The organism is Microbacterium testaceum, assembly GCF_020781835.1.
Lineage (GTDB): Bacteria > Actinomycetota > Actinomycetes > Actinomycetales > Microbacteriaceae > Microbacterium > Microbacterium testaceum_H.
This window is the reverse complement of the sequence record NZ_JAJGNJ010000006.1, coordinates 127,816-153,902: the sequence shown is the minus strand read 5'-3', so window position 1 is coordinate 153,902 and position 26,087 is coordinate 127,816. Positions and strand designations below refer to the sequence as shown.

The following is a 26,087-nucleotide window of genomic DNA, read 5'->3' as shown; positions in this document are numbered from 1 at the left end:
GACACGAGGAGCTGTTTGTTCAATCACTAGATTGCTCCGCTGACCTAGTTGGCGAATCACTCAGGAGTGGTCCGTCATTCGTTGAGGGAGCCGCCGAGCCGCTCGACGAATCAGACCCGTTATCTTGTCGCATAAGCCTGAACGACGCAGATCCCCGTTGTGAAATGGCAGCCACTTGATCGACGTACAGCGCCTCGAGTGTTTCGGCAACGCGAGCGATGTCGAGCTTCTCACGAAGGAAGCTCTGCCCACCCGCGCGCAGACGGGATGACTCTGCGTCGGCAAGCAACACCCGCGTGACCGCCTCGGCTAATTCTTCGGGTGATCCGTCAGTAATAACCGCTGCCCCGAATCGCTCGCACTCGCTGGCAATGTCGAGCGAGTGCGTCGTCACGACGGGAGTTCCGACACGGAGTGACTCGAGGATCGTCATCGGGAACACCTCGCCGACCGCGGGCAACACATAGGCCTGGACGGACGCCAGGAGCGCCTCCGTATCGTCGGGAGACACCGCGCCGATCCACTTGAGGCGGTCCCCCATGCCAGCATCCGCAATCGCGGCGCGAACAGCGGCTCCCTCGCCGCCATCGGGGCCGGCTAGTACAAACCGTGTGGCAGGAAGTGCGTCTTTCAAGCCTTTCGCCATTTCAACGAATGCCAGTGGACGCTTGCGAGGGTGGAGCCGGGCGAGAAATAGCACCACATTCTCTCTACCCTCATAAGGTGCAGGCTCATCAATGCGGATACCGTTCGAGATCGGCGCCGTTCGTGCAGCGGCCTCAATCGCCGTGATGTCATTGACCTCGCGGTCAGTGAGTGTCAAGACCATCTGTGCATCGCGGAGCAAGGTCCTGGTCACGATGGCATCGAGCGGCTTCGCCAGGGGGTTGTCGGAGACGTTGATCATGCCATGCGGCTGTGCGAAATATGGTACGCGCGCCAGCCAGAACTGGCGCGCAGCCGGGAGCGTCACAAGGTCGCGCGCGAGATGTATATGAGCGACATCGAAGCTCGCGGCCTCCGCGCTCAAGGCTCTCGTTAGTTGCGGCGCCGCCATCGCTGCAAATCCCCTCCCGGGGGCGAGGCGCCGGGCCGGAAATGTTTTGAGCGTGTAGCCATCGACCGACGATGTGCCTGCGAGCGCCGGGGGCGCCGCGGCATAGACCGTGACATCATGCCCTCTCTCCGCGAGCGCTCCTGCCTGACCCAGCGCAACCCGCACCGGGCCGCCGAAGGCCCCGTCTGGAGAGACATAGGTCACAACGTGCGCGATCTTCACGCAGGAACCTCCGAAGTGAATCGCGCGCCTACCACCGATGCGGTTGCGTCAGCGATGACGGCGTTCGCGGGTACGTTTCCGGAGATGACGGTCAGAGGCCGTGCGAGAGCCGATCGCCCCATCCGCGTGCCGCCGAGGACCACGCAGCGTGAGGTAATCCACGCCCCCTCTTCGATGTGGATCGGGCGTGTAATGAGCGCCATGTCACGACGGTGCGCATGGCTTCCCGTCGTCAGGAATGTCTCCTGTGAGATCACGACATCGTGGCCGACGTAGATGTGGTCTTGGTTGTGAAACCACACCCCTTCGCCGATCCAGGACCGGTCGCCGACACGTAGCTTCCACGGGAATTTCACGCGGGTTCGAGGTCGAAATATTACACCCTCGCCGATCTGTGCGCCGAAGGCCCTAAGAACGCGCACGCGCAGCCCCGAACTGATTTGCCATGGATTTGTGACAAACAAGAGTTCACAGATCGCCCAAAGATACACCTTCCAGGAAGGCTGATCCCACGCCGCCCGTTCGCCCGGCGCATTCGAGAGATCGATCACGGGAATATCGCTCACAGCGTCCCTTTTCGTAACTGGATTGTAATCATTTCGGTTGTATGGTCTGCATCGTGCAGCACGACTCGCGACCGCTCTTCTTCGGGATCAACTACCCTCCGGAGACTACTGGAATCTCGCCCTATACCGGCGCCATGGCTTCCGGCCTCGCTCGGCGTGGCCACCAGGTTCGGGCTGTGGTCGCGCACCCTCATTATCCAGACTGGAAGATCGCGCCAGGTTACGGGCAATGGTCGCGCCGCGAACAGATCGACGGCGTCGCCGTCACGCGGGTTTGGCATCATGTTCCCCGCCGTCCGGCGCCTCTCGTGCGTGCGTTATCGGAAGTCATCTTCGGAGTTCGTCAGGCCTGCGCCCGCTGGGGACGGCCGACGGCGATCATCGCTGTTTCGCCAGCGCTCATCTCCTCGGCACTGGTGCGTACACGTGCCCTGTTGATGAACCGGAAGACGCCGTTTATCGTCTGGGTTCAAGACCTTTACAACCTGGGCATGGCTGAGACGGGGCAGGGGCGGGGCATGGCCGCTCGTGTCATTCGCTCGATCGAGAGTTGGCTGTTGCGATCGGCCTCGGCGGTCGTCGTCATCCACGATCGCTTCGCGGATCGCATTCACGACGACTACGGCGTGCCGCGTGAACGTATCGCGGTGATTCGAAACTGGACCCATCTCGGGGCATTTCCCGTCACCGATGTCGAGGCTGTTCGTGCGGCTTACGGGTGGAGCGACGATGACGTCGTCGTGGTGCATACGGGCAACATGGGGGTCAAACAGGGCTTGCACCACGTCGTGGATGCCGGCCGTTCGGCGCACGAGAAGGGCGAGAGCGTCCGTTTTGTACTCGTCGGCAATGGCGCGCAGCGGGATGACCTCGTCGACCGCATCAACAGTCAGCCGACGACGACGACGATTCTCCCGCCTCTCGACGACCGCGCGTTCGCGGACATCCTCCAGTCAGCCGACGTGCTCCTGGTCAATGAATTGCCCGGGGTCGCCGAGATGTGTGTGCCCAGCAAGCTGACGTCCTATTTCGCATCAGGCCGTCCGGTTCTGGCTGCTACGGACGAACTGGGCATCACTGCGCAGGAAGTTCGGAATGCCGAGGCTGGGTTGACCGTCCCGCCCGGCGACGCGACCGCTCTCCTGGAGGGTGCGAAAGCTTTAGTGGGCGATCGCGACGAGGCGCGCCGGCTTGGAGAAAACGGTAAACGTTACAAAGAGACCGTCCTCGATGAAACATTTGCGCTTGATCGCTTCGCTAGTCTTCTCGCGGATCTGACTGCCGCCGCCGCAGGCAAGCACTCCGCAAAACCCGAAACCATGATCAAGATCGGTAGATAACCTTGACCAAACGCGCTCTCATCACTGGCATCACTGGCCAGGACGGCTCTTACCTGGCGGAGCTCCTGCTCTCGAAGGGATATGAAGTACACGGCCTCATCCGCCGCGCGTCGACCTTCAACACGCACCGTATCGACCATCTCTATGTCGACCCGCATGACCCAAACGCGAAGCTGTTTCTGCATTACGGTGACCTGTCCGACGGAGCGCGCATGGTCACGCTGCTGAGCGAGATCGATCCGGACGAGGTCTATAACCTCGCCGCACAATCGCACGTGCGCGTGTCGTTCGACGAGCCCGAGCACACCGCCGATACCACCGGAACGGGCGCTATTCGACTTCTCGAGGCCGTGCGGCTTTCGGGCATTGACACGAAGTATTACCAGGCGTCGACGTCGGAGCTGTACGGTGCGACGCCGCCGCCGCAGAACGAGGAGACGCCGTTCTACCCGCGCTCGCCTTATGCGGCGGCCAAGCTGTACAGCTACTGGATCACCAAGAACTACCGCGAGGCGTACGACATGTTCGCGGTCAATGGCATCCTGTTCAACCACGAATCGCCTCGCCGCGGCGAGACGTTCGTCACGCGCAAGATCACGCGCGCGGTCGCCCGCATCAAGGCCGGCGTGCAGAAAGACCTCTACCTCGGCAACCTCGAATCGATCCGCGACTGGGGATACGCCGCGGAGTACGTCGAGGGCATGTGGCGCATGCTCCAGGCGGATACGCCGGAGGACTTCGTGCTCGCGACGGGTGTCGGTTACACGATCAAGGACTTTCTCGAGACGTCGTTCGGGCACGTGGGACTCGACTGGATGGAGTTCGTCAAGTTTGACGAGCGTTATCTGCGTCCGACGGAGGTGGACGCGCTGATCGGCGACCCGACGAAGGCTGCCGACAAGCTCGGATGGGTTCCCTCAATCAAGGGGGACCAGCTGGCGAAGCTCATGGTCGACGCCGATGTGACGGCACTCGAGCAGGGTCCGGAGTGGATCGACGCGGTCGACCTGCCGACGTGGAGCAACACTGAGCTTCTCGGAGCCCGCGCGTGACCACCGCCGTCGACGGTGTCAGCTACACCCCTCACGAGTTGGATCGCGACGCGACCATTTACGTCGCGGGCCATCGTGGGCTCGTGGGATCGGCGATCGTCCGCAAGCTCGAATCATCGGGCTTCGACAACATCGTCGGAAAAACCTCAGCCGAGCTCGACCTCAAGAATCGCGACGCGGTTTTCGCGTATATGGGGGAAATCAAGCCGAAGTACGTCGTCCTCGCCGCGGCGAAGGTCGGTGGCATCCTGGCGAATTCGACGTACCCCGTCGATTTCCTGAGCGACAACATGCGTATCCAGGTGAACGTGCTGGATGCCGCCCTCGCCAACGACGTGGAACGAGTGCTGTTCCTCGGTTCGTCGTGCATCTACCCGAAGTTCGCCGAGCAGCCGATCCGCGAGGACTCGCTGCTGACGGGTCACCTCGAGCCGACCAACGACGCGTACGCGATCGCCAAGATCGCCGGCATTCTGCAGACGCAGGCCGTGCGGCGTCAGTACGGCCTTCCGTGGATCAGCGCGATGCCGACCAACCTCTATGGGCCCAACGACAACTTCTCGCCCCAGGGGTCGCACGTGCTTCCGGCGCTCATCCGCCGATATGACGAGGCGGCGACCTCGGGCGCGACGAGTGTGACGAACTGGGGGACGGGGACGCCGCGGCGCGAGTTCCTCCACGCCGACGACATGGCCGACGCGTGCCTCCACCTCATGGAGCACTACGACGGGCCCGATCAAGTCAATGTCGGTACCGGAACCGATGTGACGATCCGCGAGATCGCCGAAACGATCGCCCGCGTGACCGGCTATACCGGGGAGACGGAGTGGGACACGTCCAAGCCCGACGGAACGCCCCAGAAGCTTCTCGACGTATCGAAGCTGGCCGAGGCCGGGTGGACGGCCAAGATCTCGCTCGAGGAGGGCATGGAGCGCACCGTCGCCTGGTACCGCGACCACATCGGAGCGCTGCGGCAGTAGATGTTTCGACACGTCGTGCTGTTCCGGGTCCGTGACGAGGTCACGGACCCGGACGTCTCTGCGGCGATCGACGAACTGCGCACGCTGGGCGCCTCACCGGGCGTGCTCGCATGGACCGTTGCGCTCTCGCTCGATACGCGCAAAGGGCGGGTCATCGTCGAGGACGGGACGCTCCGCGACCGCGCAGCATTCGAGAAGTGGCGGTCCAGCGAGTCTCATCGAAAGGTCGCGGAGCGGATGGCCGGTCTCGCGGACTGGTGGGTGGCGGACTGGGAGACGTGAGGGGGAACACGGCCCCTGCAGGGTGACCCTTCTTCGCGTGCGGGCGACGACGACTGTCGCCGGCGAAGCAATCGTCAGGTGATGAGTCCGTCTTCGACGCGAGAGCCGAACCGCTCGAGGTACCTGATCAGGGAGAGCCGATGGGTCTTCCACCATCCTGTCTTCACCAGGACCATCGAGTAGCCCTCCCGTCGCATCTCGCATGCGACCTCGGGCGTGAGCCGGACATGCGGCACGATTTTCGTCCAACGCAACGAGGGCCCATATGCCTCGACGATTCGGGCACGGGAGGGATCGTAATTCCTATTCTTCCGGGACATCGGCTCCAGCTATCGCGGTACGAGAAACGATCAACGAGAACGCAGGTATATGACACCTGACGCAAAATTACCACGCACACATGGTGCGTGTGAGCAGGTGCCCACCGGGACCGCCGCGTGCGTCGATTCCGCATTGGGGCGGGCCTCCTCGCCGGCAGAGGAAGCCGCGCTCGAGGCTCGTCCGAAAGCGCGGAGGAAATGCCGAAGGCCCCGGATCCGAGGATCCGGGGCCTTCTCTTTGTTGCGGGGACAGGATTTGAACCTGCGACCTCTGGGTTATGAGCCCAGCGAGCTACCGAGCTGCTCCACCCCGCGGCACAAGAGATAAACCTAGCACGGGTTCCGGGGCGTGTCCAATCGGCGTTGATTCGCGCATCCCGAACCCGCCATGATTCGATGATGCTGACCCCCACCGATGACCCTCATGACGACCTCGCCGACGGCCGCCCCGAGAGCGCCGCGCAGCGCGCCGACCGCAACTGGGCGGACGTGCTGCAGGAGCTGCGGGTGCTGCAGACCGGCACGCAGATCCTCACCGGCTTCCTTCTGGCCCTCGCCTTTCAGCCGGCGTTCGCCGACCTCAGTCAGGCGCAGCGCATCGGCTACCTCGTCCTCGTGTCGCTCTCGGCGGTGACGGCGATTCTGGCGCTGGCCCCCGTGGCGCTGCACCGTGCGGTGTTCCAGAAGGGGGTGAAGCCGTCGACCGTGCGATTCGGTCACCGTGCTCTCATCGCGGCACTCGCTGCGGTCGCGCTTCTGCTCGGCGGTGTGGTCGCCTTCGTCTTCGATGTCGTCGTGGGGCTGGACGCGGCGATAGCCGCCGCGGTCGTGCTCGGTGTCGTCATCCTCGTACTGTGGGTCGTGGGCCCGGCGTTCCTCCGCCGGTTCGGCAGCGGGAAGGGGCGCAGATGACGCACGACACGGTGGGCGTGGCGGTGGCGCAGTTCGCCCCGTCCGCGGCGAAGCAGTCCAACCTCGACGCACTGGCCGACTTGGCCCGCACGGCCGCCGCGCGGGGAGCTCGCGTGATCGTGTTTCCCGAATACTCGAGCTACTTCGTCGACCCGTTCGACCTCTCGCTCGCCGAGAACGCCGAAGACCTCGACGGCCCCTTCGCGACCGCCCTTCGGACTCTCGCCGGCGACCTGGACGTCGTGCTTGTCGCGGGGCTGGTCGAGCGGGCCGACGACGGCCGTCGCGTGCGCAACGCGGTCATCGCCGTCGGGGGCGATGGCATCCGGGCCGTGTATCGCAAGCTGCACCTGTACGACGCGTTCGGTCAGCGCGAATCGGACTGGGTGGCCCCCGGCGAGATCGCCCCGCCCGAGACGTTCGAGGTCGAGGGCCTGCGCTTCGGGCTGATGACCTGCTACGACCTGCGTTTCCCGGAGGTCGCGCGCACGCTCGCCGACGCGCGTGTGGACGTCGCCCTGGTGCCGGCGGAGTGGGTGCGCGGGCCCCTCAAGGAGCACCATTGGACGACGCTCCTCACGGCGCGGGCGATCGAGAACACGTTCTTCGTCGCGGGTGCCGACCACCCGCCGCCTCTCGGCGTCGGTCATTCGATGGTCGTCGACCCTCAGGGCGTCCCTCTCGCCACCGTGGGCACGGCGACGGACGTCTCCGTCGCGCACATCGATCCCGGCGCCATCGCCCGCGTGCGCCGCGTGAACCCCGCCCTGGACCTGCGCCGCTTCCGCGTCACCCCGCGCTGACGCCGGCATCACGGCGGCGACCTGCCCGGCGCCGCGCCGCCGCCGGCTTCGCGGCCGCGCCGTCGTGCGGAGTCGGCGGTCGACAAGCCGTGTCCGCACGGACCGTGGCGGGTGTCGGCCGCAAGGTCCTCGGGACGGTACGCGCGCGGGGGGAACCTCCCGCCGTGAACCGTGGCTACGCGGGGGAGAGGACGCTCAGGCGCTCCACCGCGTCGGTGAGCACTCCCACGCGCTTGCACGCGGCGAATCGCACGAGCGTCGCATAATCGCCGCGGTGCTCCGCGGAGACGAACGCGGTGAGCGGGATGCCGACGACGCCCGCCCGGAGCGGGAGTTCGCGGCAGAACGCGTCGGCGTCGACGGCGCCGAGCGGGGCGGCATCCACGACCGTGAAGTACGAGCCCCCGGGAGTGCTGACGTCGAAGCCCGCGGCGCGGAGCCCCGTGCCCAGCAGGTCCGCCTTGGCCTTCATCTCCGCGGCGACCGACGCGAAGAACGTGTCGGGGAGGCGAAGTCCCGCGGCGATGGCCGGCTGGAACGGCGACCCACCCACGTAGGTCAGGAACTGTTTCACCGCCAGCACGGCCGACACCAACTCGGCGGGACCGGTCACCCAGCCCGTCTTCCAGCCGGTGAGCGAGAACGTCTTCCCGGCCGACGAGATCGACAGCGTGCGCTCGACCGCCCCGGGGAGCGTCGCGATCGGGACGTGCGGACCGTCGAAGACGAGGTGCTCGTACACCTCGTCGGTCACGATGATCGCGTCGTGGCGGTGCGCGAGGCGCACGACTTCCTCGAGCACCTCACGCGAGAACACCGTGCCGGTCGGGTTGTGCGGGTCGTTGACGAGGATCACGCGCGTACGGTCCGTGATCGCGGATGCCAGGACCTCGAGGTCGGGCTGGAAGTCCGGCCACCGCAGCGGGACGGGAACCAGACGAGCGCCGGCCAACGCGACGCACGCGGCGTACGAGTCGTAGTACGGCTCGAAGACGACGACCTCGTCGTCGGGACCGTCGATGAGGGCCAGGAGGGTCGCCGCGAGCGCCTCGGTGGCGCCGACCGTCACCAGCACCTGCCGAGCGGGATCGAGCTCGACGCCGTAGAACCGCCGCTGGTGCTCGGCGATCGCCGCGAGGAGGTCGGGGAAGCCCCGGCCCGGCGCGTACTGGTTCACCCCATCGGCGATCGCCTGGCGTGCCGCCTCGAGAACGATCTCGGGACCGTCCTCGTCGGGGAAGCCCTGCCCGAGGTTGAGCGCGCCCGTCGAGGCGGCCAGCGCTGTCATCTCGGCGAAGATCGTGGGAACCGAGGTGCCGTCGGGGGCGATGAGCCCCGCGCCGAGGGCGGTGCGGCGCCAGGCGCCGGGGAGGTCGTGCATGATGCGGATGCCTTCGGGGAGAGGGGGCGGCCGGAGCCGGGCCGAAACCCTCTCACCGTAGCGGAGCGTGAATCGTCCGCCGCCGAAGATGACCTCGCATTCCGTTCCTGCGACACCCATAACCCGGACTCACCCGTGTCATAGGAAGCGCACAGCATCCGGGGTCATGGTTGATCTCGCCTGGAAGAAGGAGCATCCCATGAGCGACACCACGGACGACCGTCCCGAGGGTACCGAGCACCGCCCCACCACCGACGCGGCCGCGCAGGGCGCGGTCCCCACGTCGCACGAGACCACCCCCGCCGCGGGCGAGAACGTCGCCGCGGCGCCGGAATCGGCCCCGGCCGCCGCGCAGTCCGCCCCGGCCGTACCTCCGGTGCCGACCCGATCGCCCTCGGACGCCGCTGCCGCGTGGCCTCCGCCCGCGCAGGGCGCCCCGGTCGCGCCGCAGCAGCCCGCGACGCCGCACCAGGGCACGCCGCAGCATCCCGCGCCGCCCTCCCACGGATACGCCTCCGCTCCGGCGGGAGCGACCGCCCCGACCGGGCAGGCGTTCGGCCCCGCCGCCGGCGGGACCTTCGGTACGCACCCCACCCTGACCCTCCCCGAGTCCGACGACGCGAGGCCCCGCAAGAAGGGGTCGGGCACGAAGATCGCCGCTCTGCTGGTTGCTGCAGCCCTCGTCGGCGGTGGCGCGGGTCTCGGCGGCACGTACGCGGGTCTGGCCCTCTGGGGCGGCTCGGACGCTGCCACGGCATCCGGTCCCACCGCGGTCACGGTGAACGACCCGGACGACGTCAACGCCACCGCTGCGGTCGCCGCCAAGGTGGTTCCCAGCGTGGTGACGATCACCGCGCGCGGCGGGCAGTCCGGGGGGAGCGGCTCGGGTGTCGTGCTCAGCGAGGACGGCTACGTCCTGACGAACACGCACGTGGTCACCCTCGACGGACAGACGGGCGACGCCCAGCTGTCGGTCACCACGTCCGACGGCCGGGTCTACGCGGCGCAGGTCGTGGGCACCGACCCGACATACGATCTGGCCGTCATCAAGCTCGAGGACGCGTCGAACCTGACGCCCATCGAGTGGGCCGACTCGTCGAAGCTCAACGTCGGTGACAACACCGTCGCGATCGGCGCTCCGCTGGGCCTTCCCAACACCGTCACCACCGGCATCGTCAGCGCCCTGAACCGGTCGATCCAAGTCGCCTCGTCCGCGGCGCCGGAGGATGGATCGGAGTCCGGCGAAGGCAGCGAACCCGGCGGCGAGAGCCCGTTCTTCTTCGACTTCGGTCAGGGGCAGCAGAGCCCGCAGACCAGTCAGACCATCAAGATCGCCGTGATCCAGACCGACGCCGCGATCAACCCCGGCAACTCCGGCGGCGCACTCGTCGACGACGAGGGCAAGCTCATCGGCATCAACGTCGCCATCGCGAGCGCCGGGGGCTCGTCGTCGGGCGGACAGTCCGGCAACATCGGCGTCGGGTTCTCGATCCCCTCGGACATCGCCAAGCGCGTCTCGCAGGAGATCATCGACAACGGTTCGGCGACGCACGGTCTGCTCGGAGCGAGCGTCCAGGATGCCGCCTCGATCGAGGGAGCGACCACGACCGGTGCCTACGTCGCCGACGTGACCGCGGGAGGCGCTGCCCAGGCCGGCGGCCTGAGGAAGGGCGATGTCATCACCGAGTTCAACGGCATCCCCATCACCAACTCCGTCGACCTCACCGCCCAGGTGCGCGCGCTCGCCGCGGGCTCGCAGGCGGAGGTGACCTACGTGCGCAACGGCACCGAGAACACCGCCGAGGTGACGCTGGGCGCCATGCAGAACTGACGCTTCGGCTCCGGACGCCACCCCGCGATAGGCTCGCGGGGTGGCGTCTTTCTCGTTCGGTGCGGGAAATGCGCGAAAGCTCCGGCGCATCCCGCTCTATCTGGCGGGGCGACTGCTGACGGCGGTGGTCCCGCGGTCGCGCGAGCGCTGGGTGTTCGGCTGCGCGGTCGGGGTGGCCGACGGCGCGCTCGCGCTGTGGCGGGTCGCCGAGGCCGCGGGGGAGCGGTCGACCTGGCTCGTCGCGGACGCCGATCAGGCTCGGGATGCCGAGGGTCTCGGCATCCACGCGATCCGCCGCGACTCGCTGCGCGGACTGTGGGAGACGGCCCGCGCGCGCGTGGTCGTCGTGACGCACGGCTTCGGCGACGTCAATCGCTACGCGGTCACGGGCGCGTTCGTGGTCCAGCTGTGGCACGGCATCCCGCTCAAGCGCATCGGTCTGGACTCGCCCGAGACCACCAGGAGCGCGCTGTTTCCGCGGTCGCGCACCATGAACCGTCTTCTCGCGCTGCTGTACCGCCGCACGATGCGCCAGATCGCCGTGCTCCCCGCGGCCTCCCACCTTGTCCGCGGTCGGCTCGAGACGGCGTTCGGTCTCGACGACGCCCGCGTGCCCGTGACCGGCGAACCGCGGGTCGACGTGCTCTCCCGGGGGTCGGTGGACGACCGCCGGCGGACGGCCCGTGACGGGATCGCGACGGCTCTGGGCGTCGACCTCGGGGACCGTCCCGTGATCCTCTACGCGCCGACGTGGCGGGACGGTGCGCCCGACCCGGCGATCCCGACCTCGGCGGACTGGGCGGGCATCGACGACGTGCTCGCGCGCCACGAGGCCCTGCTCCTGGTGCGTCCTCACCCGCTCGGCGCGGGGGAATACCGTGGATCCGGGGAGCGTGTGCGGATGCTCGGCAGCGACCTCGTCGCCGATGTGACGCCCCTGCTCCCGGGAGTGGACGTCCTCATCACCGACTACTCCTCCCTCGCGTTCGACGCCGGCCTCGTGCCCCTGCCGGTGGTGTTCTTCGCGCCCGACCTCCAGGCCTACTCCGCCCGGCGCGGCCTGTACGGCCGCTACCGCGACGTCGCAGGCGACGACCCCGCGACGACGTGGGGAGCCGCGCTCGCCCGGGTCGATGGCATCCTGAACGATCCGACCGCGGCGATCGACGCTTCGCGCCGCTTGAGCGACGCCGTGCACGCGCACCGCGACGGCCGTAATGCCGAACGCGTCCACGCGGCGATCCGCGCACGGCTGGACGCATCCCCCCGTCGACCGACCCGCGCCGCCGTGCGCCGAAGGAAGAACCCATGACCGACGCACGCTTCCTTCGCGACGACGGGAACGCCGCCCTGGAGATCTCCGGGTCCGGCCCGCGGCCCGCGGCCGTGACACTCATCGGACCGCGCGCGCGGGTCGAGGCGCGCCTGCACGGCCGTGGCCGAACCTGGCGGGCTGTCCTGCCCCTCCGGGCTGCGCGCTGGGGCGGGCCCGAGCTGCCGCTGCCCACCGGCGAGTACCGGGTGCGGATCGAGCCGGGGGAGGCGACGGATGCCGCCCCGCCCGCGGCATCCCTCCCGCTGACGCAGCTGCCCGGCCTTCGCGCCGGCTGGAGCGACGGCATCCTGCACGTCGGACCGCCGGTCGATCCCGCCTACGACTCGGGCGAGGGGCAGGCCGCGCTGGAGCGCCGTTACGCGACTTCCCGTCAGCCGCTCGAGAACGCCGTCTTCTTCGAGAGCTTCTACGGGCGTACGGCCGGGTGCAATCCGCTCGCGATCGACAGGGAGATCGCGCGGGTCGCGCCCGGGGTGACCCGGTACTGGAGCGTCGTGGACCTCTCGGTTCGTGTGCCCGACGGTGCGGTCGCGGTCGTCGAGGGCAGCCCCGAGTGGTGGCGCGCTCGAGCCGCGGCGCGCCTGCTCGTCGTCAACGACTGGCTGCGGCGGAAGTTCGTCCGCAAGCCCGGGCAGACGGTGCTGCAGACGTGGCACGGAACGCCCCTCAAGCGACTCGCGCTCCACCGCCCCGGGTTCGATCCCCGCCGCGCGATCGCGGTCTTCCGGGAGAGCCGGCGCTGGAACGTCCTCCTCGCGCAGAGCCCGTACGCCGCGCGCGTGCTCTCCCGCGCCTACGCCTTCCGTCGCCGGCCGATCTGGGTCGAGGGGTATCCCCGGAACGACTCGCTGCAGACGGACGACGGGGCCGCCACCCGTCGCGCGCTGGGGATCGGCGACGAGGAACGTGTTTTGTTGTACGCACCCACGTGGCGCGACGACCGCGAGGCGATCGTCGACTTCGTCGACGCCCCCGCCCTGGCCCGCGCGGCGAACGCGGTGGTGCTCGTACGCGGGCACACGCGCACGCTGCTGCCGGGCGAGGACGCTCGCGGCCCGCGGGTCATCGACGTCACCGGCTACCCCGACACGGCCAGGCTCCTCGCGGCGTCGGACGCCCTGATCACCGACTACTCGTCCGTCATGTTCGACTTCGCGATCACCGGGAAACCGATGTACTTCCTCGTTCCGGATCTCGAGCACTACCGTGGGGAACTGCGCGGCTTCTACTTCGACCTGCTCGAGGCCGCTCCCGGACCGGTCGTGCGCTCGCAGAAGGATCTCGAGCGGGCGATCGCCGAGGTCGACCCCGAGATCTTCCGCGAACGCTACGAGCGTTTCCGGCGGGTGTTCGTCGCCCGAGAGGACGGACGCGCGAGCGAGCGCGTGGTCGCCCGCATCCTCGACCAGGGATTCGTCGACCGAGACTGAGCCGGATGCCACCCGCTCACGGCAGCGGCGTGTTGCGCCCCTCGAGTCTCGAGGTGTCGACGGTGTCGCGTGCCCCGCGCAGAAGGGCCCACAGGAACCCCGTTCCCCACGGCAGGTGCATCGACGGCAGGACAGCGGCCGTCCACGCCTTGTCCCGCCACCCGCGACCTCCGCCGGGTCCGAGGGCGACGGCCCCGACGAGCGCCGCATAGGCGGCGACCGGCGCATGCACCGCGCCGGCCGCGGGGGCGCGAACGACACCGGCCACCTGCAAGGCTCCGACGACGAGGGAGACCGCGGCCGCGATGACCAACACCGGCGGCGCGAAGAACCTCACGGAGTTGCGACGCCCGTAGCGACGGACGAGCTCGCCCCGCCAGGCTCCGGTCGCGCGGAACTGGCGCACCAGTCGCGGCCAGCTCTCGCGCGGCCAGTAGACCACCGACAGGGCCGGGTCGAACCAGACGCGGTAACCGGCTTGCCGGATCCGCAGGTTCAGCTCCCAGTCCTCGCCGCGGCGGATCGACTCGTCGAACCCGCCGACCTCCTCGAGGACCGCGCGCCGGAACACCCCGAGGTAGGCCGACTCGGCCGGTCCTTCCTCCGTGCCCCCGTGGTACGCGCCGCCCCCGAGGCCGACCGGGGAGTTGTAGGCCCGGGCGACAGCCCGCTGGAACGGGGAACGCCCATCGGCCCGCATGACGCCGCCGACGTTCGCCGCGCGGGTGCGCGCCAACGTTGCCAGGGCACGGCGCGTGTAGCCGGGGAGGAGTTCGGAATGCGCGTCGACGCGGACGATGGTCGGGAATCTGCTGGCGCGGATCGCGCGGTTCAACCCGACCGGGATGTCGGCGGCGGGGTTCTCGACCAGCACCACGCGGGGGTCGGCGGCGGCGATCTCACGCGCGATCGCGCCGGAGGCATCCGTGGACGGTCCCATCGCCAGCACCAGTTCGACGGGGCCCGGGACCTCCTGCGCGAGCGTCGAGGCCACCGCACGCCGCAGGTAGCGCTCCTCGTTCAGCACGGGCATGACGAAGCTCACGCCGGCGTCGTCGGGGGGAACGGGCGCGTCTCTGCGGCCGGGGGTCGCGAGGTGCATCCGTCGATCCTTTCACGCCGACCTGGCCGGTACCCTGGAACGATGCCCCTCGTCCGCGATGCCCTGCTCGCCGTCGGGCTGCTGCGCAAGGCGCTCGCGACCCGACGTGCCCGGATCCACCTGCGGCGTTCCCTCGCCGATCGCGGGCCCCTGCCGGAGAACCGCTACCGGATCGCGGTGTACTTCGCCGACGGCCCCGTCAACATGTACCAGATCCGGCAGTGGTACGCCCCCCTGCGCGAGCTGGCACGCGAATGGCCCGTCGTCATCATCTCGCGATCGATCCGCGGCGCCGACGCCCTCCTTCGCGACGACGCCCTCCCCGTCGCCTACGCTCCCACCGTGCGCGACGTCGAGCAGGTGCTCGCCGAGCAGGACGTGCGCATCGTCCTGTACGTCAACCAGAACGCCCGTAACTTCCAGATGTTCCGGTACGGGCACCGCTGGCACGTGTTCATCAACCACGGCGAGTCCGACAAGATGTACATGACCACGAACCAGTTCAAGGCGTACGACTACGCGTTCATCGCCGGGGACGCCGCCCGCGCCCGGCTCTCGCGCACTCTGTGGGACTTCGACCTGGACCGGCGCACCTTCTCCATCGGACGCCCCCAGGCCGATCACTACTCGGGGACCCTGCCGTTCACACCCGACGACCGCCGAGTCGTCCTCTATGCGCCGACGTGGGAGGGCGACCGGCCCTCCGCCCATTACGGTTCTGTCCTCACGCACGGCGAGGCGCTGGTGTCGGCGTTGCTGAAGACGGGGCGCCATCGCGTCATCTACCGTCCCCATCCTCGCTCCGGAGTCGTCGACCCGGCGTACGGCGCGGCCAACGCCCGGATCATCGCGGCGCTCGCGGCCGCCAATGCCGCCGATCCCGCGGCGCAGCACGTGCACGACACCGGACCCGAGCTCGGCTGGCAGCTCGCCGCCGCCGACCTCGCGGTCGTCGACATCTCGGCGATGGTCTACGACCGCCTCGCCGCCGGCAGGCCGCTCCTGATCACACGTCCGGTCGATCCGGAGGCCCTCGTGGACGACAGCGGCTACCTGTCGGATTGCGAGTGGCTGGATGCCGGGTCCGCCGGTGACATCGTCGGCGTCGCCGACCGTGTGCTCGCCGATCCGGATGCCGTCGCACGGCTGGACCACTGGGTGCGGTACTACTTCGGCGACACCTCACCCGGCGCTTCCACGCGGCGTTTCCACGACGCCGTGCGCACGCTCATGGAGCGCTGGGACCAGTGGAACGCACACGAGCGGGCATGACGCGACGCTTCCGCCGGTGATCGCCGAGGGCGTTCGTCAGGGAAGAGGCGCAAGGCGTCCGATCGCGGCGAGCGGGATGCCGACCCAATCGGGGCGGTTGCGCGTCTCGTAGATCGCCTCGTACACGGCCTTGTCGAGCTCGAAGGCGGCGAGAAGGGCGTCGGGCGCCGTGTGCGCGGCTCCGACAGTCTCGGCGTACCCGGAGAGGAACGCCTGCTGCGCGGCGATGACCCACGCCCGGACGGCCGCACCGTCATCGTCCGCCACGGCGCCGGAGACGTAGTCGAACGAGCGCAGCATGCCCGCGACGTCGCGCGCCGCGAGGTCGGGACTGCGCCGTTCGGCGATCGGACGCAGCGGCTCTCCCTCGAAGTCGAGCAGCACCCACCCGTTGGTCGGCGTGTGCAGCACCTGGCCGAGATGCAGGTCGCCGTGCACGCGCTGGAGCGGCGGCCAGGGCGCCGCGACGGCTTCGGCGTAGACGTCCCGGATGCGATCGGCATAGGGGGCGAGCCCCGGCACCTCGGACACCGCGATCCCCAGGCGACGCTCCCACGCTGCGGCCACGGCCGCCCGGACGTCGGCGTCCGGGGCGACGGTGGGAAACACCTCGGCCAGCGCCACGTGCATGCGGGCCACGCTCGCGCCGAGCGCGCGGGCGGGACCGGAGAAGTCGCTACCGGAGGTGGCGGCCTGGAGCGCGACCCGCCAGGCATCCTCCACGCCCTCGAAGAACTCCTGAGCGAACGCGAGCGAACCCGTGACCGTCTCGCCGTCGGCTGCCGTCCACGTGCCGCGGATCTCGCCGATCGCCGCCGGAACGAACGTCGCTCCACCGGCGGCCAGCGCCGACTGCAGCTCGACGTCCGGGTTGATGCCGGCGTTGACCTGGCGGAAGAGCTTGCAGATCACCGGGGGAGCGCCTTCGGGACGGAAGATGATCGAGGTGTTCGACTGCTCGCCGCTGAGCACGCGGGCGGGGACGCCCTCGGGCGCCGTCACCGGCGCGGCGGAGAGGGGCACGCCGACGAACTCGTCCCCGAGTGCGGCGCCTGCGCCGCCGAGCGACACCAGCCGGAACAGAAGGTCCGTGAAGGCGGGGTCGGTGGCCGCATCCGACCACACCCGCCCGTCGTCAGCGGGTCCGATGAGGCTTCCCGGAAGCACGACCTCGGCGTCGCGTTGCGACACGGGCACCTGATACACCGCCGCCGGGGTCACGGCCTCGTCGCGCACGAGCAGCACCCGCGTCCCCGGGACCACGAGCTCCCACTCGGCGATCAGGGTCAGCTGCGGGTCACGGCCCTTCGTGCCGTACCAGCGCTGTCGCGGCATCCACACGGCCAGGAGATCGAGGAGGTCACCCATGCGGCGAGGCTAACGTGAAGCGCGAACTCGTGCCCGGGTCTTGCGCACGGACCGCGTCGATGAGAAGGCGTCAGGATGCCTCGGACCCGGGGACCTCGTCGCGGTCCTTGCGCCGGGGCAGGGCCTTGCGGGCGACCGCGCCCGTGCGGCGTCCCGCCGATCCGACGGCGTCCGCGATGGCGCCGCCCACCCGCTGCACACCGCCGGCGGCCCGACGCTCGAGGCGCTCGGCCCCGGGCCGGGGCTCGACGTCAGGCGGCAGGATCAGCGGCGGGGCTCCGAAGGCGCGACGGGAGTTCACCAGGACCCGCCGACCGAGGATGTTGTTGCCGGCACCGCCGACGACGGCGCCGACGCCGAACGGGAGAGCCTTGCCGAGCCAGGATGCGCCGCCGCGCGCAGCGAACTGACGCACGAACGTGGTCTTCAGGCGGTCGACGAGCGGGCCGACCGCGGCCCGCGGAAGCGTCTTCGTGACGAGTTCGCCCCAGTAGCTCGACCGACTGGCGCCGCGCCCGGCGGCCTGCGCGGCGAGCTGGGAGACGAGGTCGATGCCCTCCTTGCCGAGTATGAGCGTCAGCACCAGCGCTCGCGCGCGGTCGGGGTCGTCGACCGCGACGCCGTGCACCTCGGCGATCGACTGAGCGAAGAGCGCGGTCGCCTCCAGGAAGCCGACCGTCTCGACGCCGCTCAGCGCAAGGGTGACACCGGTTCCGACGCCCGGGACGACAGCTGTCGCTCCCACCGCCGCGCCGCCCGTGGTGACGGCCGCGAGATACCGGCGCTCGAGGATGCGGATGATCTCCTGAGGGGAGGCGTCCGGATGCCGAAGACGGATGCTGCGCAGATGCGCGAGCACCGCGGGGCGCTGCACCGACAGCACGCGGTCGAGCATGCGGATCGTGCGGGGGTGCTCCTCCGACCCGGCCGGTGGCAGTCCGCCCTTCCACGGCGAGTCGTCGGACAGGGAATGGATGCGGTGCACCTTCTCGGCCATGGCTCCATCCTGCCTCGCTCGAGCGCGCCCGACGGGGCCTTGACGTGCCGTTCGGATCAGACGAACAGGTTCGCGCGCTCGAGGTCTTCGGCGAAGTCGACCTCGACGGCGTACAGGTCGGAGATGTCGAGCGGCTCGACGCGCATGCCGTCGTCGGCGATGGCGAGCTCGATGCCGCGTTCGAAGTAGTCCTGGTCGTCGACGCGCTGGAGCTGGCGCTGCAGGGCCTTCTTGTCGCGGGAGCTGACGTAGTTGATGCCGACCGCTTCACCGAGTCCGCCGCGGACGATCTTGGACAGATCTTTCACGAAGCCTTCGGCATCGACGGTGTATTTGACCTCTTCGTCGCTGACCGTGGCCGTGTTGACGGTCACGAACGAGCGGTCCGCCTCGATGAGCTCGACGGCGCGGCCGAGCACACGAGGATCGAACACGACGTCGCCGTTCATCCACAGGACGCCGCCGCGGCCGGTCGCTGACAGCGCGCGCAGCAGGCTCTTGGACGTGTTGGTCTGGTCGTAGCGGTCGTTGTACACGTAGTCGACCCGGGGGAAAGCGTCGACGACGGTCTCGGCGCGGTAGCCGACGACGGTGGTGATGCGCGCGTCGCGGCCGAACGCCGCTCGGATGTTGTCGTGCTGCTGCTGCATGATGCTGCGTCCATCGGCCAGCACGGTCAGCGGCTTGGGCAGGCTTCTGCCCAGTCGCGAGCCCATGCCCGCAGCGAGGATGACGATCTGAACTGTCAAGGCAGGCTCCAGGGGGATGAGTTGTCATATCCGGTTCACCGGAATGTCACGCCTTCGTGTCGGATTCATGCTAGCGAAATGGCCTGAGAAGGTGCAGAATCCGCCCTGGTCGTTGTGCTTTCGTGATGACCGGCGATTTCCCCGCTCGCCGCTCCCGACCTCGTCGGTGTCGGAGGTGGTTGATAGTTTGGAGCGATGACAGCGTCGCTGCCGCAGCCCCCTGAGTCCGCCTCCGCAGGGTCGGAGGACGATGCGGCGAGCGTCGACGCCTCTTCTGCGCCGCGACCGCGTCCGAAGACGCCGCGACCCGCCGTCGGAGACTCTGTTCCGTCGACCGAAGGCTCCGAGGCGGGGTCCTCCGACGAGACGCCGCAGGCGAAGAAGGCGACGCCGCGTGCGACCGCGCCGCGGAACGCCTCCACGGCTTCGGCTCCCCGCAGTCCGCGCGTGCCGGCGGCGAAGAAGCCGGCGACGCCCAGAACGACCGCCGCGAAAAAGCCCGCCGCGCCGCGCGCCGCACACGATCCGACCTCGGCCGACCCGGCCGCCGCGGCCGAGAAGAAGCCCGCCACGCCGCGTGCCGCGTCGAAGAAGCCTGCGTCGCCGCGGACCCCGTCCGCGAAGAAGCCCGCGACACCCCGTGCATCGTCGTCGAAGAATCCCGCCACACCGCGTGCATCGTCGTCGAAGAAGCCCGCCACACCGCGGACCACTCCGCCGGAGGTGGCTGGAGCGGGCGCTTCGCCGGCGAATCCCGGGCCGCCGCCGCCGCTGCCGACAGACCTGATCGTTCCGCCGCGTCCACCGCTTCCCTCCGCCGACGGGTCGCGGATGGCCGACGACGACCCGACTCCGCCGGATGTCGCCGTGGAGGAGCCACAGGTGGGAGAGCCCACGACCGAGCCGCGTGCCGGAGGACCGACGTCCGGGGAGTCCGCGGTCGAGGAGCCTGTGGTCGAGGAGCCTGTGGTCGAGGAGCCGGCGGCGGAACAGCCCCCGTCGGATGAGCCGGGCGCGGAAGGACCGGCATCTGGCGAGCCCGCCGACGCGGAACCTCGTGCGGCGGATCCTGGTGTCGAGGAGCCGCAGGCGGAGGGGCACGTTCTCGCGGAGCCCGCGGGGGAGGATTCCGCGACGCATCCGTCGCCCGCTGCGGAAGCGGTCGCAGAGGACACGGCCGTGGACCGGTCGCCATCCGAGCAGACCGACTCCGAAACGTCGCCCGCCGCGGAAGCGCCGGAAGGCGCCACCTCGACGGAGGAGGAGCTCGCGGACCGGTCTCGCGCCGAGGATCCGACTCCCGCCGATGTGGCCGTGGAGACGGCGACGGAGGAGGCGCCCGAACACGAGGCGGCGTCCTCCGACGTCCCAATGGACATCGACATCGACGGTCCGGACGGCGGGGACTCCGCCGCGTCCGCCGCGGAGGTCGCGGGTGCCGCCATCGGCGCAGCGTCCGTCGAGGCGGGCGAGAGCTCCGAGGATGTGCCGGCCCTGCGACTGCGCAACGTCACCAAGACCTTCGGCGAGTTGCGCGCCGTCGACGGCGTCGACCTCACCGTGCCCGCCGGATCCTTCTACGGTCTCGTCGGGCCCAACGGCGCGGGCAAGACCACGACCCTGTCGATCATCGCCGGCCTTCTGCGCTCCGATGGCGGAACCGTCGAGATCAACGGCGTCGATGCCGGGCGCCGATCGCGTGCGGCCAAGAAGATGATCGGCGTGCTGCCCGATCGCCTGCGCACGTTCGACCGGCTCACCGGTCGACAGCTTCTGTCCTACTACGGGGCGCTGCGCGGCCTGCCGTCGCCGGTGGTCGAGAGCCGCGCCGCAGATCTGGCGCGGGCGTTCGACCTGGTCGAGGCGCTCGGGCGCCCCGTCTCCGACTACTCGGCGGGCATGACGAAGAAGGTCATGTTGGCCGGCGCGATGATCCATTCACCGCGCCTGCTGGTGCTCGACGAGCCCTTCGATGCCGTCGATCCGACCTCGAGCACGGTGATCCTCGACATCCTGCGCGGGTACGTCGACCACGGCGGAACCGTCATCCTCTCCAGCCACGGTATGGAGCTCGTGGAGCGCGTCTGCTCCCGAGTCGCCGTGATCGTGTCGGGGCAGGTCCTGGCCGAGGGCACCGTCGACGAGGTTCGCGGCGGGTCCACTCTCGAGCAGCGGTTCCTGGAGCTCTCCGGCGGACTCGGAGACGTGGAGGGGCTCGAGTGGTTGCACACGTTCTCCGCCTGAGGCTCGCGATGATGCTCGGCGCCCTGCGGGGTGACCGGGATCACGTGCTGCGCCGGGCCGTCGGTCTGTTCGTGCTCGTCGCCGGGACCGTCTTCGCTGCGATCAATGTCACCGCTCTCGCCGATTCGGATCGTCTGCCGACGGCGGTCGTCACGGTGCTCGCCGGTTCCGCGGTCACACTGGGCTTCGCGATCGCGCCCCCCGTGACGGCATCCGTCGATCCGCTCGACCCGCGCCGCTTCGCCGTCGTCGGGCCGGAGCCTCGACCGCTCGCCGCCGCCCTGCTGCTCGCGGGCTTCCTCAGCGTGCCCGCGTTCGTCGTGGTGGTCCTCGCGATCAGCCTCGCGACGGCGTGGACCGCACACGGCGGTTCTGTCGTGGCGAGCATCGTCGCGATCCTCCTCGGGGTCGCGACCTGTGTGCTGCTCGCGCGGGTCAGTATGGCCTTGGGGGCCCTCGTCCGTCGTCCGCGTCAGTCGCGGGAACTCCTCGGCGTGTACCTCGTCGCCGTGCTCGTGGTCGTCGTCCCGGTCGGTATCTTCCTGGGCTCGCTCGAGTGGCGCGGTGCCGTTCCCTCCCAGCTCGTCTCAGCGGCGGAGATCTTGGCCTGGACACCGTTGGGGGCGGCCTGGAGCATCGCCGTGGCGCCCAGCGCCGGCGCCGCGTTCGGAAGCGTCATCGTCGCCCTGGCGACGGTCGGGGTGCTCACGGTGGTGTGGTTCGTGCTCGTTCGGGTGCTGCTCACCACGACGCCGCGCCCCGTCACCGTGCGCGAACGCGCCGGCCTCGGCTGGTTCGCGTTGCTGCCGGGCACCCCGGGCGGTGCCGTCGCGGCGCGAAGCCTGTCGTATTGGTTGCGCGATCGCCGCCACGTCGTGAACGTCATCGTCGTCCCGATCGCCGCGGTGCTGTCCACCCTGCCTCTCGTGGTCGCCGGTGTGCCCATCGAACTCGCGGTGCTGTTGCCCGCGCCGATCATGGCGCTGTTCTTCGGGTGGTTGCCGCACAACGACCTGGCCTACGACTCGACCGCACTCTGGATGCACATCGCCAGTGGCGTGCGCGGCCTCTCCGACCGCGTGGGCCGGCTGGTGCCCGTCGTGCTCATCGCCGTGCCGCTTCTCGCCGTGGCGATCCCGCTCGCCGTCGCCATGCACGGACGCTGGGCTTTCGCTCCCGCCCTCGTGGGCGTGTGCGCGGCGCTGTTCCTGTCGGGCCTGGGGTTGTCGAGCATCGCGTCGGTCGTCTCGCCGTACGCGGTCTCCCGTCCCGGTGACAGCCCGTTCCAGCAGCCCCAGCGCACCGGCTCCGGCGGCGTCGTCGCTCAGGGTGCGGTGATGATCGGCGCCCTCGCCGCAGCGTCCCCCGCGATCTGGTTCGCCTGGCAGGCTTTGGCATCCGACACCGCGGATGCATTCCTCGCGCTCTGGGCCGGGCTGGCGGCCGGCGTGGTGGTGTTGCTCGCGGGCATCGCGATCGGTGCCGCCCAGTTCGAGCGCCGCGGCACCCGGTTGATGGAGTTCGCTGAGGCCACCTGAGCGGGGGCCAGGGTGCCGTGTCGTGTCGCGGATTCGGGCGAACCGTCCACGGGCTGCGGTCCGCGGCTACACTGGCAGACCATGAGCACGCCTCTCGACCGACCGGACAGCGGGGGTCTTGCCACCCTCGATCGTGAGCTCGAGGAGCTCATCCGCGAGGAGAACATCGAGCCGGGTGACCACGAGCGTTTCTCGCACTACGTGAAGAAGGACAAGATCCTCGAGTCGGCGCTCACGGGCAAGCCGGTCCGCGCGTTGTGCGGCAAGAAATGGACCCCGGGACGCGACCCCGAGAAGTTCCCCGTGTGCCCTCAGTGCAAAGAGATCTACGAGTCGCTCAACAGCTGAGCGCGGTGACGCTCACCCCACCGTGAGCGAGATCGTCTTCGATGTCGATCCGTCACTGCCGTAGAGGGTCATCGTGAAGGTGTACACGCCGGCGGGGATCGGGAAATCGTTCTCGCCCGGGTACCAGCGCACGTTCTGTCCGTACCCGCCGATCGGGATGGTCAAGGTGCCGACGAGGGAGCTGGAGCCCAGCGGTCCCGCCACCTGGACGACGTAGGGAAGGACCGCCACGCCCGGATCGCGCGTGGGCCACCACGTGATGTTCTGGTCGTAGAGCGCCGTGACGTACACCACGATCGGACCGCGATTCGAATCGGTCGCGGGGTCGTACTTGCGGGCGTTGATGGCGGAGTAGTCGGTCCCGATGCGCAGCTTCGAGACCGGGACGCTGCCGCCGGACTGGGCGGCGGCGGGGACGAAGGTCGAAGCGACCGCCGGTGCGATCCAGGCGGCGGTCGTCAGTACCGCGCGGCGCGAGGGGTGGACGCGGCGGGGCGCCGGTGCATCGTCGGCCATGGAGCTCTCCGTTCGATCCGCTGGTCGCCCCCTCGCCGTCGGCGGGGATCGGCACGCGCGACGGAGCGAGTACCCACGGTAGGCACCCGCGCATGTGCGCTTGCCTCGATCCGAGCAGTACCTCGCCCCGGATGTCGCGGGTTTCACCCGCCGGCGAGACGAGGCCGGGTCTCGCGCATCGACAGGTCAGGCTTCGACGTACTCCGTGGGCAGAGCCGGCTCGGAGCGGCTCAGTGCAAGAGCCTGAAGCGGCAGCTCCTCCCGCACGCGGGCGTGATGGACACGTGCGGCCACGACACCTTCGCGACCGAGATGAGCGGGATCCTGCTCGCCGGCCACGACGAGGGGCACCTGAAGCGCTCGCGCATCGGGGTGCTCGGCGGAGGTCGCGAGTTCCTCGAACCCGTCGCTGACGACGATCAGCTCGGACGTGGCCGTGCCGGCGTCGAGCATGCGGAAGGCCGCCTTCCGGCCGCCGTGCGACGCTTTCTGCGCCGAGGCTTTCGCGACGGGCACCCACGAGCCGTCGGCGTCGGCGCGGGCGACCAGCTTGAACACGAGACCGGCGGTGGGTGCGCCCGAGCCGGTGACGACCGAAGTGCCCACCCCGTAGCTGTCGACGGGGGACGCGGCGAGGGCCGCGATGGCGTACTCGTCGAGGTCGCTCGTGACGGTGATGCGTGTGCCGGTGGCGCCGAGCTCGTCCAGGAGGGCTCGCACCTCACCGGCGACGATCGGAAGGTCACCCGAGTCGATGCGCACGCCGCCCAGTCCGGTTCCCGCCACCCGCACCGCGGTGCGGACGCCCTCGGCGATGTCGTATGTGTCGATGAGCAGCGTCGTGTCGGGCCCGAGCGCCTCGATCTGTGAGCGGAACGCGTCCTCCTCGGTGTCGTGCAGAAGGGTCCACGCGTGGGCGGCCGTACCCATCGTCGGCACGCCCCACCGGCGTCCCGCCTCGAGGTTGCTCGTCGCGGCGAAGCCGGCGATGTACGCGGCGCGGGCAGCGGCGACCGCCGACTCCTCACCCGCGCGGCGCGACCCCATCTCCGCCAGCGGCCGGTCGCCCGCGGCGACGCTCATCCGAGCTGCCGCCGTAGCCACGGCCGAGTCGTAGTTGAGCACGCTGAGCGCGAGCGTCTCGAGCACGACCGCCTCGGCGAAGGTCCCCTCGATGGTCAGCAGCGGTGAGCCGGGGAAGTAGATCTCGCCCTCGCGGTAGCCGGTGATCGAGCCGGTGAAGCGATAGTCGGCGAGGAAGTCGAGGGTCGCGGCATCCACGATCCGGTTGTCGCGAAGGAACTTCAGCTCTTCATCGCCGAAGCGGAAGTCGCGGATCGCCTCGAGCAGGCGCCCCGTGCCCGCCACCACGCCGAAACGTCTGCCGCCCGACAGGCGCCGACCGAACACCTCGAACACGCAGCGGCGGTGCGCGGTGCCGTCACGCAGGCCCGCGTCCAGCATCGTCAATTCGTAGCGGTCGGTGTGCAGAGCGGTGCTGCGGGTCATGGCGTCAGCCTATTGCGCGGGCGTCGACACCCCGGCGCACCCTTGACAGCAGGGGCCGTGTGCAACGCGGCGGGTAGGCTGGATGCCTATGAACGACGCGCCGATCGGCATCTTCGACTCCGGGGTCGGTGGTCTCACCGTCGCCCGCGCGGTCTCGGCGCAGCTGCCACGCGAATCGATCCTGTACATCGGCGACACGGCACGATCGCCCTACGGGCCGAAGCCGATCGCCGACGTCCGGCGGTACGCGCTCGAGGTGCTCGACACCCTCGTCGATCAGGGCGTGAAGATGCTCGTGATCGCCTGCAACACGGCATCCGCGGCCATGCTCCGCGACGCCCGCGAGCGCTACGACGTCCCGGTCGTGGAGGTGATCGGACCCGCGGTCCGCACCGCGATGTCGACCACGCGCAACGGCCGGATCGGGGTCATCGGCACCGTCGGCACGATCGGCTCGCGCGCCTACCAGGACATGCTCGAGGTCAACGAGCGCCTGACGGTGTTCGCACAGGCCTGCCCGCGGTTCGTCGAGTTCGTCGAGGCCGGTGTCACCGACTCGCCCGAGGTGCTCGCGGTGGCGGAGGAGTACCTCGCGCCCCTGCGCGACGCCGCGGTCGACACGCTCGTCCTGGGGTGCACGCACTATCCGTTCCTCGAGGGCGCGATCAGCTACGTGATGGGACCCGAGGTGAGCTTGGTCTCCAGCGACAGCGAGACCGCGAAGGACGTCTACCGACAGTTGGTCTCGCGTGACCTGCTCGCCGGACCGGGAGCCGTCACCACCCACCGCTACGAGGCCACGGGCGACTCCGCCGACGATTTCCTGCGCCTGGCCCACCGTCTGATGGGCCGCGAGGTCCGCGAGGTCCAGCTCGTGCAGACCGGCGCCATCGACCTGCCGCGCTGACGCGCGGCATCCGTTCCGTCCCGAG

At 69.5% G+C, this 26,087-nt stretch carries 25 protein-coding genes and 1 tRNA gene; 14 read left to right on the top strand and 12 right to left on the bottom strand.

Features of this window, described 5'->3' with window-relative positions:
* Positions 1 to 19 precede the first annotated feature (19 nt).
* Positions 20 to 1,279 carry a glycosyltransferase gene (locus tag LL239_RS10630; RefSeq protein WP_228163411.1) on the bottom strand — a complete coding sequence of 420 codons (1,260 nt, stop codon included), beginning with the start codon at positions 1,277 to 1,279 and terminating at the stop codon, positions 20 to 22.
* Positions 1,276 to 1,845, bottom strand: a complete 570-nt coding sequence (locus LL239_RS10625) for an acetyltransferase (RefSeq protein WP_228163410.1) — start codon at positions 1,843 to 1,845, stop codon at positions 1,276 to 1,278. Before LL239_RS10625 ends, LL239_RS10630 begins: the two co-directional genes overlap by 4 nt.
* 41 nt (positions 1,846 to 1,886) lie before the next feature.
* Between LL239_RS10625 and LL239_RS10620 the strand changes: the two genes are divergently transcribed.
* Genes LL239_RS10620 through LL239_RS10605 form a run of 4 tightly spaced genes read left to right on the top strand, consistent with a single transcriptional unit; the run spans position 1,887 to position 5,499 of the window.
* Complete coding sequence (locus LL239_RS10620; RefSeq protein ID WP_228163409.1) at positions 1,887 to 3,185, top strand: glycosyltransferase; 1,299 nt, start codon at positions 1,887 to 1,889, stop codon at positions 3,183 to 3,185.
* A 2-nt stretch (positions 3,186 to 3,187) separates the two neighbouring features.
* Complete coding sequence (gmd, locus tag LL239_RS10615) at positions 3,188 to 4,237, top strand: GDP-mannose 4,6-dehydratase (protein ID WP_228163408.1); 1,050 nt, start codon at positions 3,188 to 3,190, stop codon at positions 4,235 to 4,237.
* Complete coding sequence (locus LL239_RS10610) at positions 4,234 to 5,217, top strand: GDP-L-fucose synthase family protein (RefSeq protein WP_228163407.1); 984 nt, start codon at positions 4,234 to 4,236, stop codon at positions 5,215 to 5,217. The genes gmd and LL239_RS10610 overlap by 4 nt, the downstream gene beginning before the upstream one ends.
* Positions 5,218 to 5,499, top strand: a complete 282-nt coding sequence (locus tag LL239_RS10605; protein WP_228163406.1) for a Dabb family protein — start codon at positions 5,218 to 5,220, stop codon at positions 5,497 to 5,499. It begins immediately after the preceding gene.
* 74 nt (positions 5,500 to 5,573) lie between these two features.
* On the opposite strand, the gene LL239_RS10600 is transcribed toward LL239_RS10605, so the two are convergent.
* A complete protein-coding gene (locus tag LL239_RS10600) occupies positions 5,574 to 5,753 on the bottom strand; it encodes a hypothetical protein (RefSeq protein WP_228163405.1) in 180 nt (59 codons plus the stop codon).
* 307 nt (positions 5,754 to 6,060) lie between these two features.
* Positions 6,061 to 6,134: transfer RNA gene (locus tag LL239_RS10595), tRNA-Met, on the bottom strand.
* Between the two features lie 81 nt (positions 6,135 to 6,215).
* Between LL239_RS10595 and LL239_RS10590 the strand changes: the two genes are divergently transcribed.
* Complete coding sequence (locus LL239_RS10590; RefSeq protein ID WP_374197626.1) at positions 6,216 to 6,731, top strand: DUF6328 family protein; 516 nt, start codon at positions 6,216 to 6,218, stop codon at positions 6,729 to 6,731.
* A complete protein-coding gene (locus LL239_RS10585; RefSeq protein WP_228163403.1) occupies positions 6,728 to 7,534 on the top strand; it encodes a carbon-nitrogen hydrolase family protein in 807 nt (268 codons plus the stop codon). The genes LL239_RS10590 and LL239_RS10585 overlap by 4 nt, the downstream gene beginning before the upstream one ends.
* Before the next feature lie 175 nt (positions 7,535 to 7,709).
* On the opposite strand, the gene LL239_RS10580 is transcribed toward LL239_RS10585, so the two are convergent.
* Complete coding sequence (locus LL239_RS10580; RefSeq protein ID WP_228163402.1) at positions 7,710 to 8,915, bottom strand: aminotransferase class I/II-fold pyridoxal phosphate-dependent enzyme; 1,206 nt, start codon at positions 8,913 to 8,915, stop codon at positions 7,710 to 7,712.
* Positions 8,916 to 9,114: 199 nt separating this feature from the next.
* Between LL239_RS10580 and LL239_RS10575 the strand changes: the two genes are divergently transcribed.
* Genes LL239_RS10575 through LL239_RS10565 form a run of 3 tightly spaced genes read left to right on the top strand, consistent with a single transcriptional unit; the run spans position 9,115 to position 13,512 of the window.
* Positions 9,115 to 10,746, top strand: a complete 1,632-nt coding sequence (locus LL239_RS10575) for a S1C family serine protease (protein ID WP_267189141.1) — start codon at positions 9,115 to 9,117, stop codon at positions 10,744 to 10,746.
* A 40-nt stretch (positions 10,747 to 10,786) separates the two neighbouring features.
* On the top strand, positions 10,787 to 12,058 hold the full coding sequence (locus LL239_RS10570; protein ID WP_228163401.1) for a CDP-glycerol glycerophosphotransferase family protein: 1,272 nt from the start codon (positions 10,787 to 10,789) through the stop codon (positions 12,056 to 12,058).
* Positions 12,055 to 13,512: a CDP-glycerol glycerophosphotransferase family protein gene (locus LL239_RS10565; protein ID WP_228163400.1), complete on the top strand. Its 1,458-nt coding sequence runs from the start codon at positions 12,055 to 12,057 to the stop codon at positions 13,510 to 13,512. The genes LL239_RS10570 and LL239_RS10565 overlap by 4 nt, the downstream gene beginning before the upstream one ends.
* 16 nt (positions 13,513 to 13,528) lie before the next feature.
* Here the strand turns inward: LL239_RS10565 and LL239_RS10560 are convergent, their stop codons facing one another.
* A complete protein-coding gene (locus LL239_RS10560) occupies positions 13,529 to 14,614 on the bottom strand; it encodes a glycosyltransferase family 2 protein (RefSeq protein ID WP_228163399.1) in 1,086 nt (361 codons plus the stop codon).
* A gap of 42 nt (positions 14,615 to 14,656) precedes the next feature.
* Between LL239_RS10560 and LL239_RS10555 the strand changes: the two genes are divergently transcribed.
* Positions 14,657 to 15,886 carry a CDP-glycerol glycerophosphotransferase family protein gene (locus tag LL239_RS10555; RefSeq protein WP_228163398.1) on the top strand — a complete coding sequence of 410 codons (1,230 nt, stop codon included), beginning with the start codon at positions 14,657 to 14,659 and terminating at the stop codon, positions 15,884 to 15,886.
* A 36-nt stretch (positions 15,887 to 15,922) separates the two neighbouring features.
* Here the strand turns inward: LL239_RS10555 and LL239_RS10550 are convergent, their stop codons facing one another.
* From LL239_RS10550 to LL239_RS10535, 4 genes are all read right to left on the bottom strand, one after another.
* Positions 15,923 to 17,254, bottom strand: coding sequence for a maltokinase N-terminal cap-like domain-containing protein (locus LL239_RS10550; protein ID WP_228163397.1), 1,332 nt, complete (start codon positions 17,252 to 17,254; stop codon positions 15,923 to 15,925).
* A 70-nt stretch (positions 17,255 to 17,324) separates the two neighbouring features.
* The gene (locus tag LL239_RS10545) at positions 17,325 to 18,251 is read right to left on the bottom strand and encodes a hypothetical protein (RefSeq protein ID WP_228163396.1); all 927 of its coding nucleotides are present in this window, start codon (positions 18,249 to 18,251) and stop codon (positions 17,325 to 17,327) included.
* Positions 18,252 to 18,307: 56 nt separating this feature from the next.
* The gene (locus LL239_RS10540) at positions 18,308 to 19,000 is read right to left on the bottom strand and encodes a phosphocholine cytidylyltransferase family protein (RefSeq protein WP_228163395.1); all 693 of its coding nucleotides are present in this window, start codon (positions 18,998 to 19,000) and stop codon (positions 18,308 to 18,310) included.
* Positions 19,001 to 19,065: 65 nt separating this feature from the next.
* On the bottom strand, positions 19,066 to 19,701 hold the full coding sequence (locus tag LL239_RS10535) for a hypothetical protein (RefSeq protein ID WP_228163394.1): 636 nt from the start codon (positions 19,699 to 19,701) through the stop codon (positions 19,066 to 19,068).
* A 130-nt stretch (positions 19,702 to 19,831) separates the two neighbouring features.
* On the opposite strand from LL239_RS10535, the gene LL239_RS10530 reads away from it, so the two are divergent.
* From LL239_RS10530 to LL239_RS10520, 3 genes are all read left to right on the top strand, one after another.
* Positions 19,832 to 21,244 (top strand): ABC transporter ATP-binding protein, encoded by a 1,413-nt coding sequence (locus tag LL239_RS10530; protein WP_228163393.1) that lies wholly within the window; start codon positions 19,832 to 19,834, stop codon positions 21,242 to 21,244.
* Entirely contained in the window at positions 21,220 to 22,782 is a 1,563-nt protein-coding gene (locus LL239_RS10525; protein ID WP_228163392.1) for a hypothetical protein, read from the top strand. The genes LL239_RS10530 and LL239_RS10525 overlap by 25 nt, the downstream gene beginning before the upstream one ends.
* Before the next feature lie 81 nt (positions 22,783 to 22,863).
* A complete protein-coding gene (locus tag LL239_RS10520) occupies positions 22,864 to 23,130 on the top strand; it encodes a DUF3039 domain-containing protein (protein ID WP_026095843.1) in 267 nt (88 codons plus the stop codon).
* 12 nt (positions 23,131 to 23,142) lie between these two features.
* Here the strand turns inward: LL239_RS10520 and LL239_RS10515 are convergent, their stop codons facing one another.
* Positions 23,143 to 23,646, bottom strand: coding sequence for a hypothetical protein (locus LL239_RS10515; RefSeq protein ID WP_228163391.1), 504 nt, complete (start codon positions 23,644 to 23,646; stop codon positions 23,143 to 23,145).
* Between the two features lie 186 nt (positions 23,647 to 23,832).
* Positions 23,833 to 25,155, bottom strand: coding sequence for a nicotinate phosphoribosyltransferase (locus LL239_RS10510; RefSeq protein WP_228163390.1), 1,323 nt, complete (start codon positions 25,153 to 25,155; stop codon positions 23,833 to 23,835).
* Between the two features lie 88 nt (positions 25,156 to 25,243).
* On the opposite strand from LL239_RS10510, the gene murI reads away from it, so the two are divergent.
* A complete protein-coding gene (gene murI / locus LL239_RS10505; RefSeq protein ID WP_228163389.1) occupies positions 25,244 to 26,062 on the top strand; it encodes a glutamate racemase in 819 nt (272 codons plus the stop codon).
* The last annotated feature ends 25 nt before the right edge of the window (positions 26,063 to 26,087 follow it).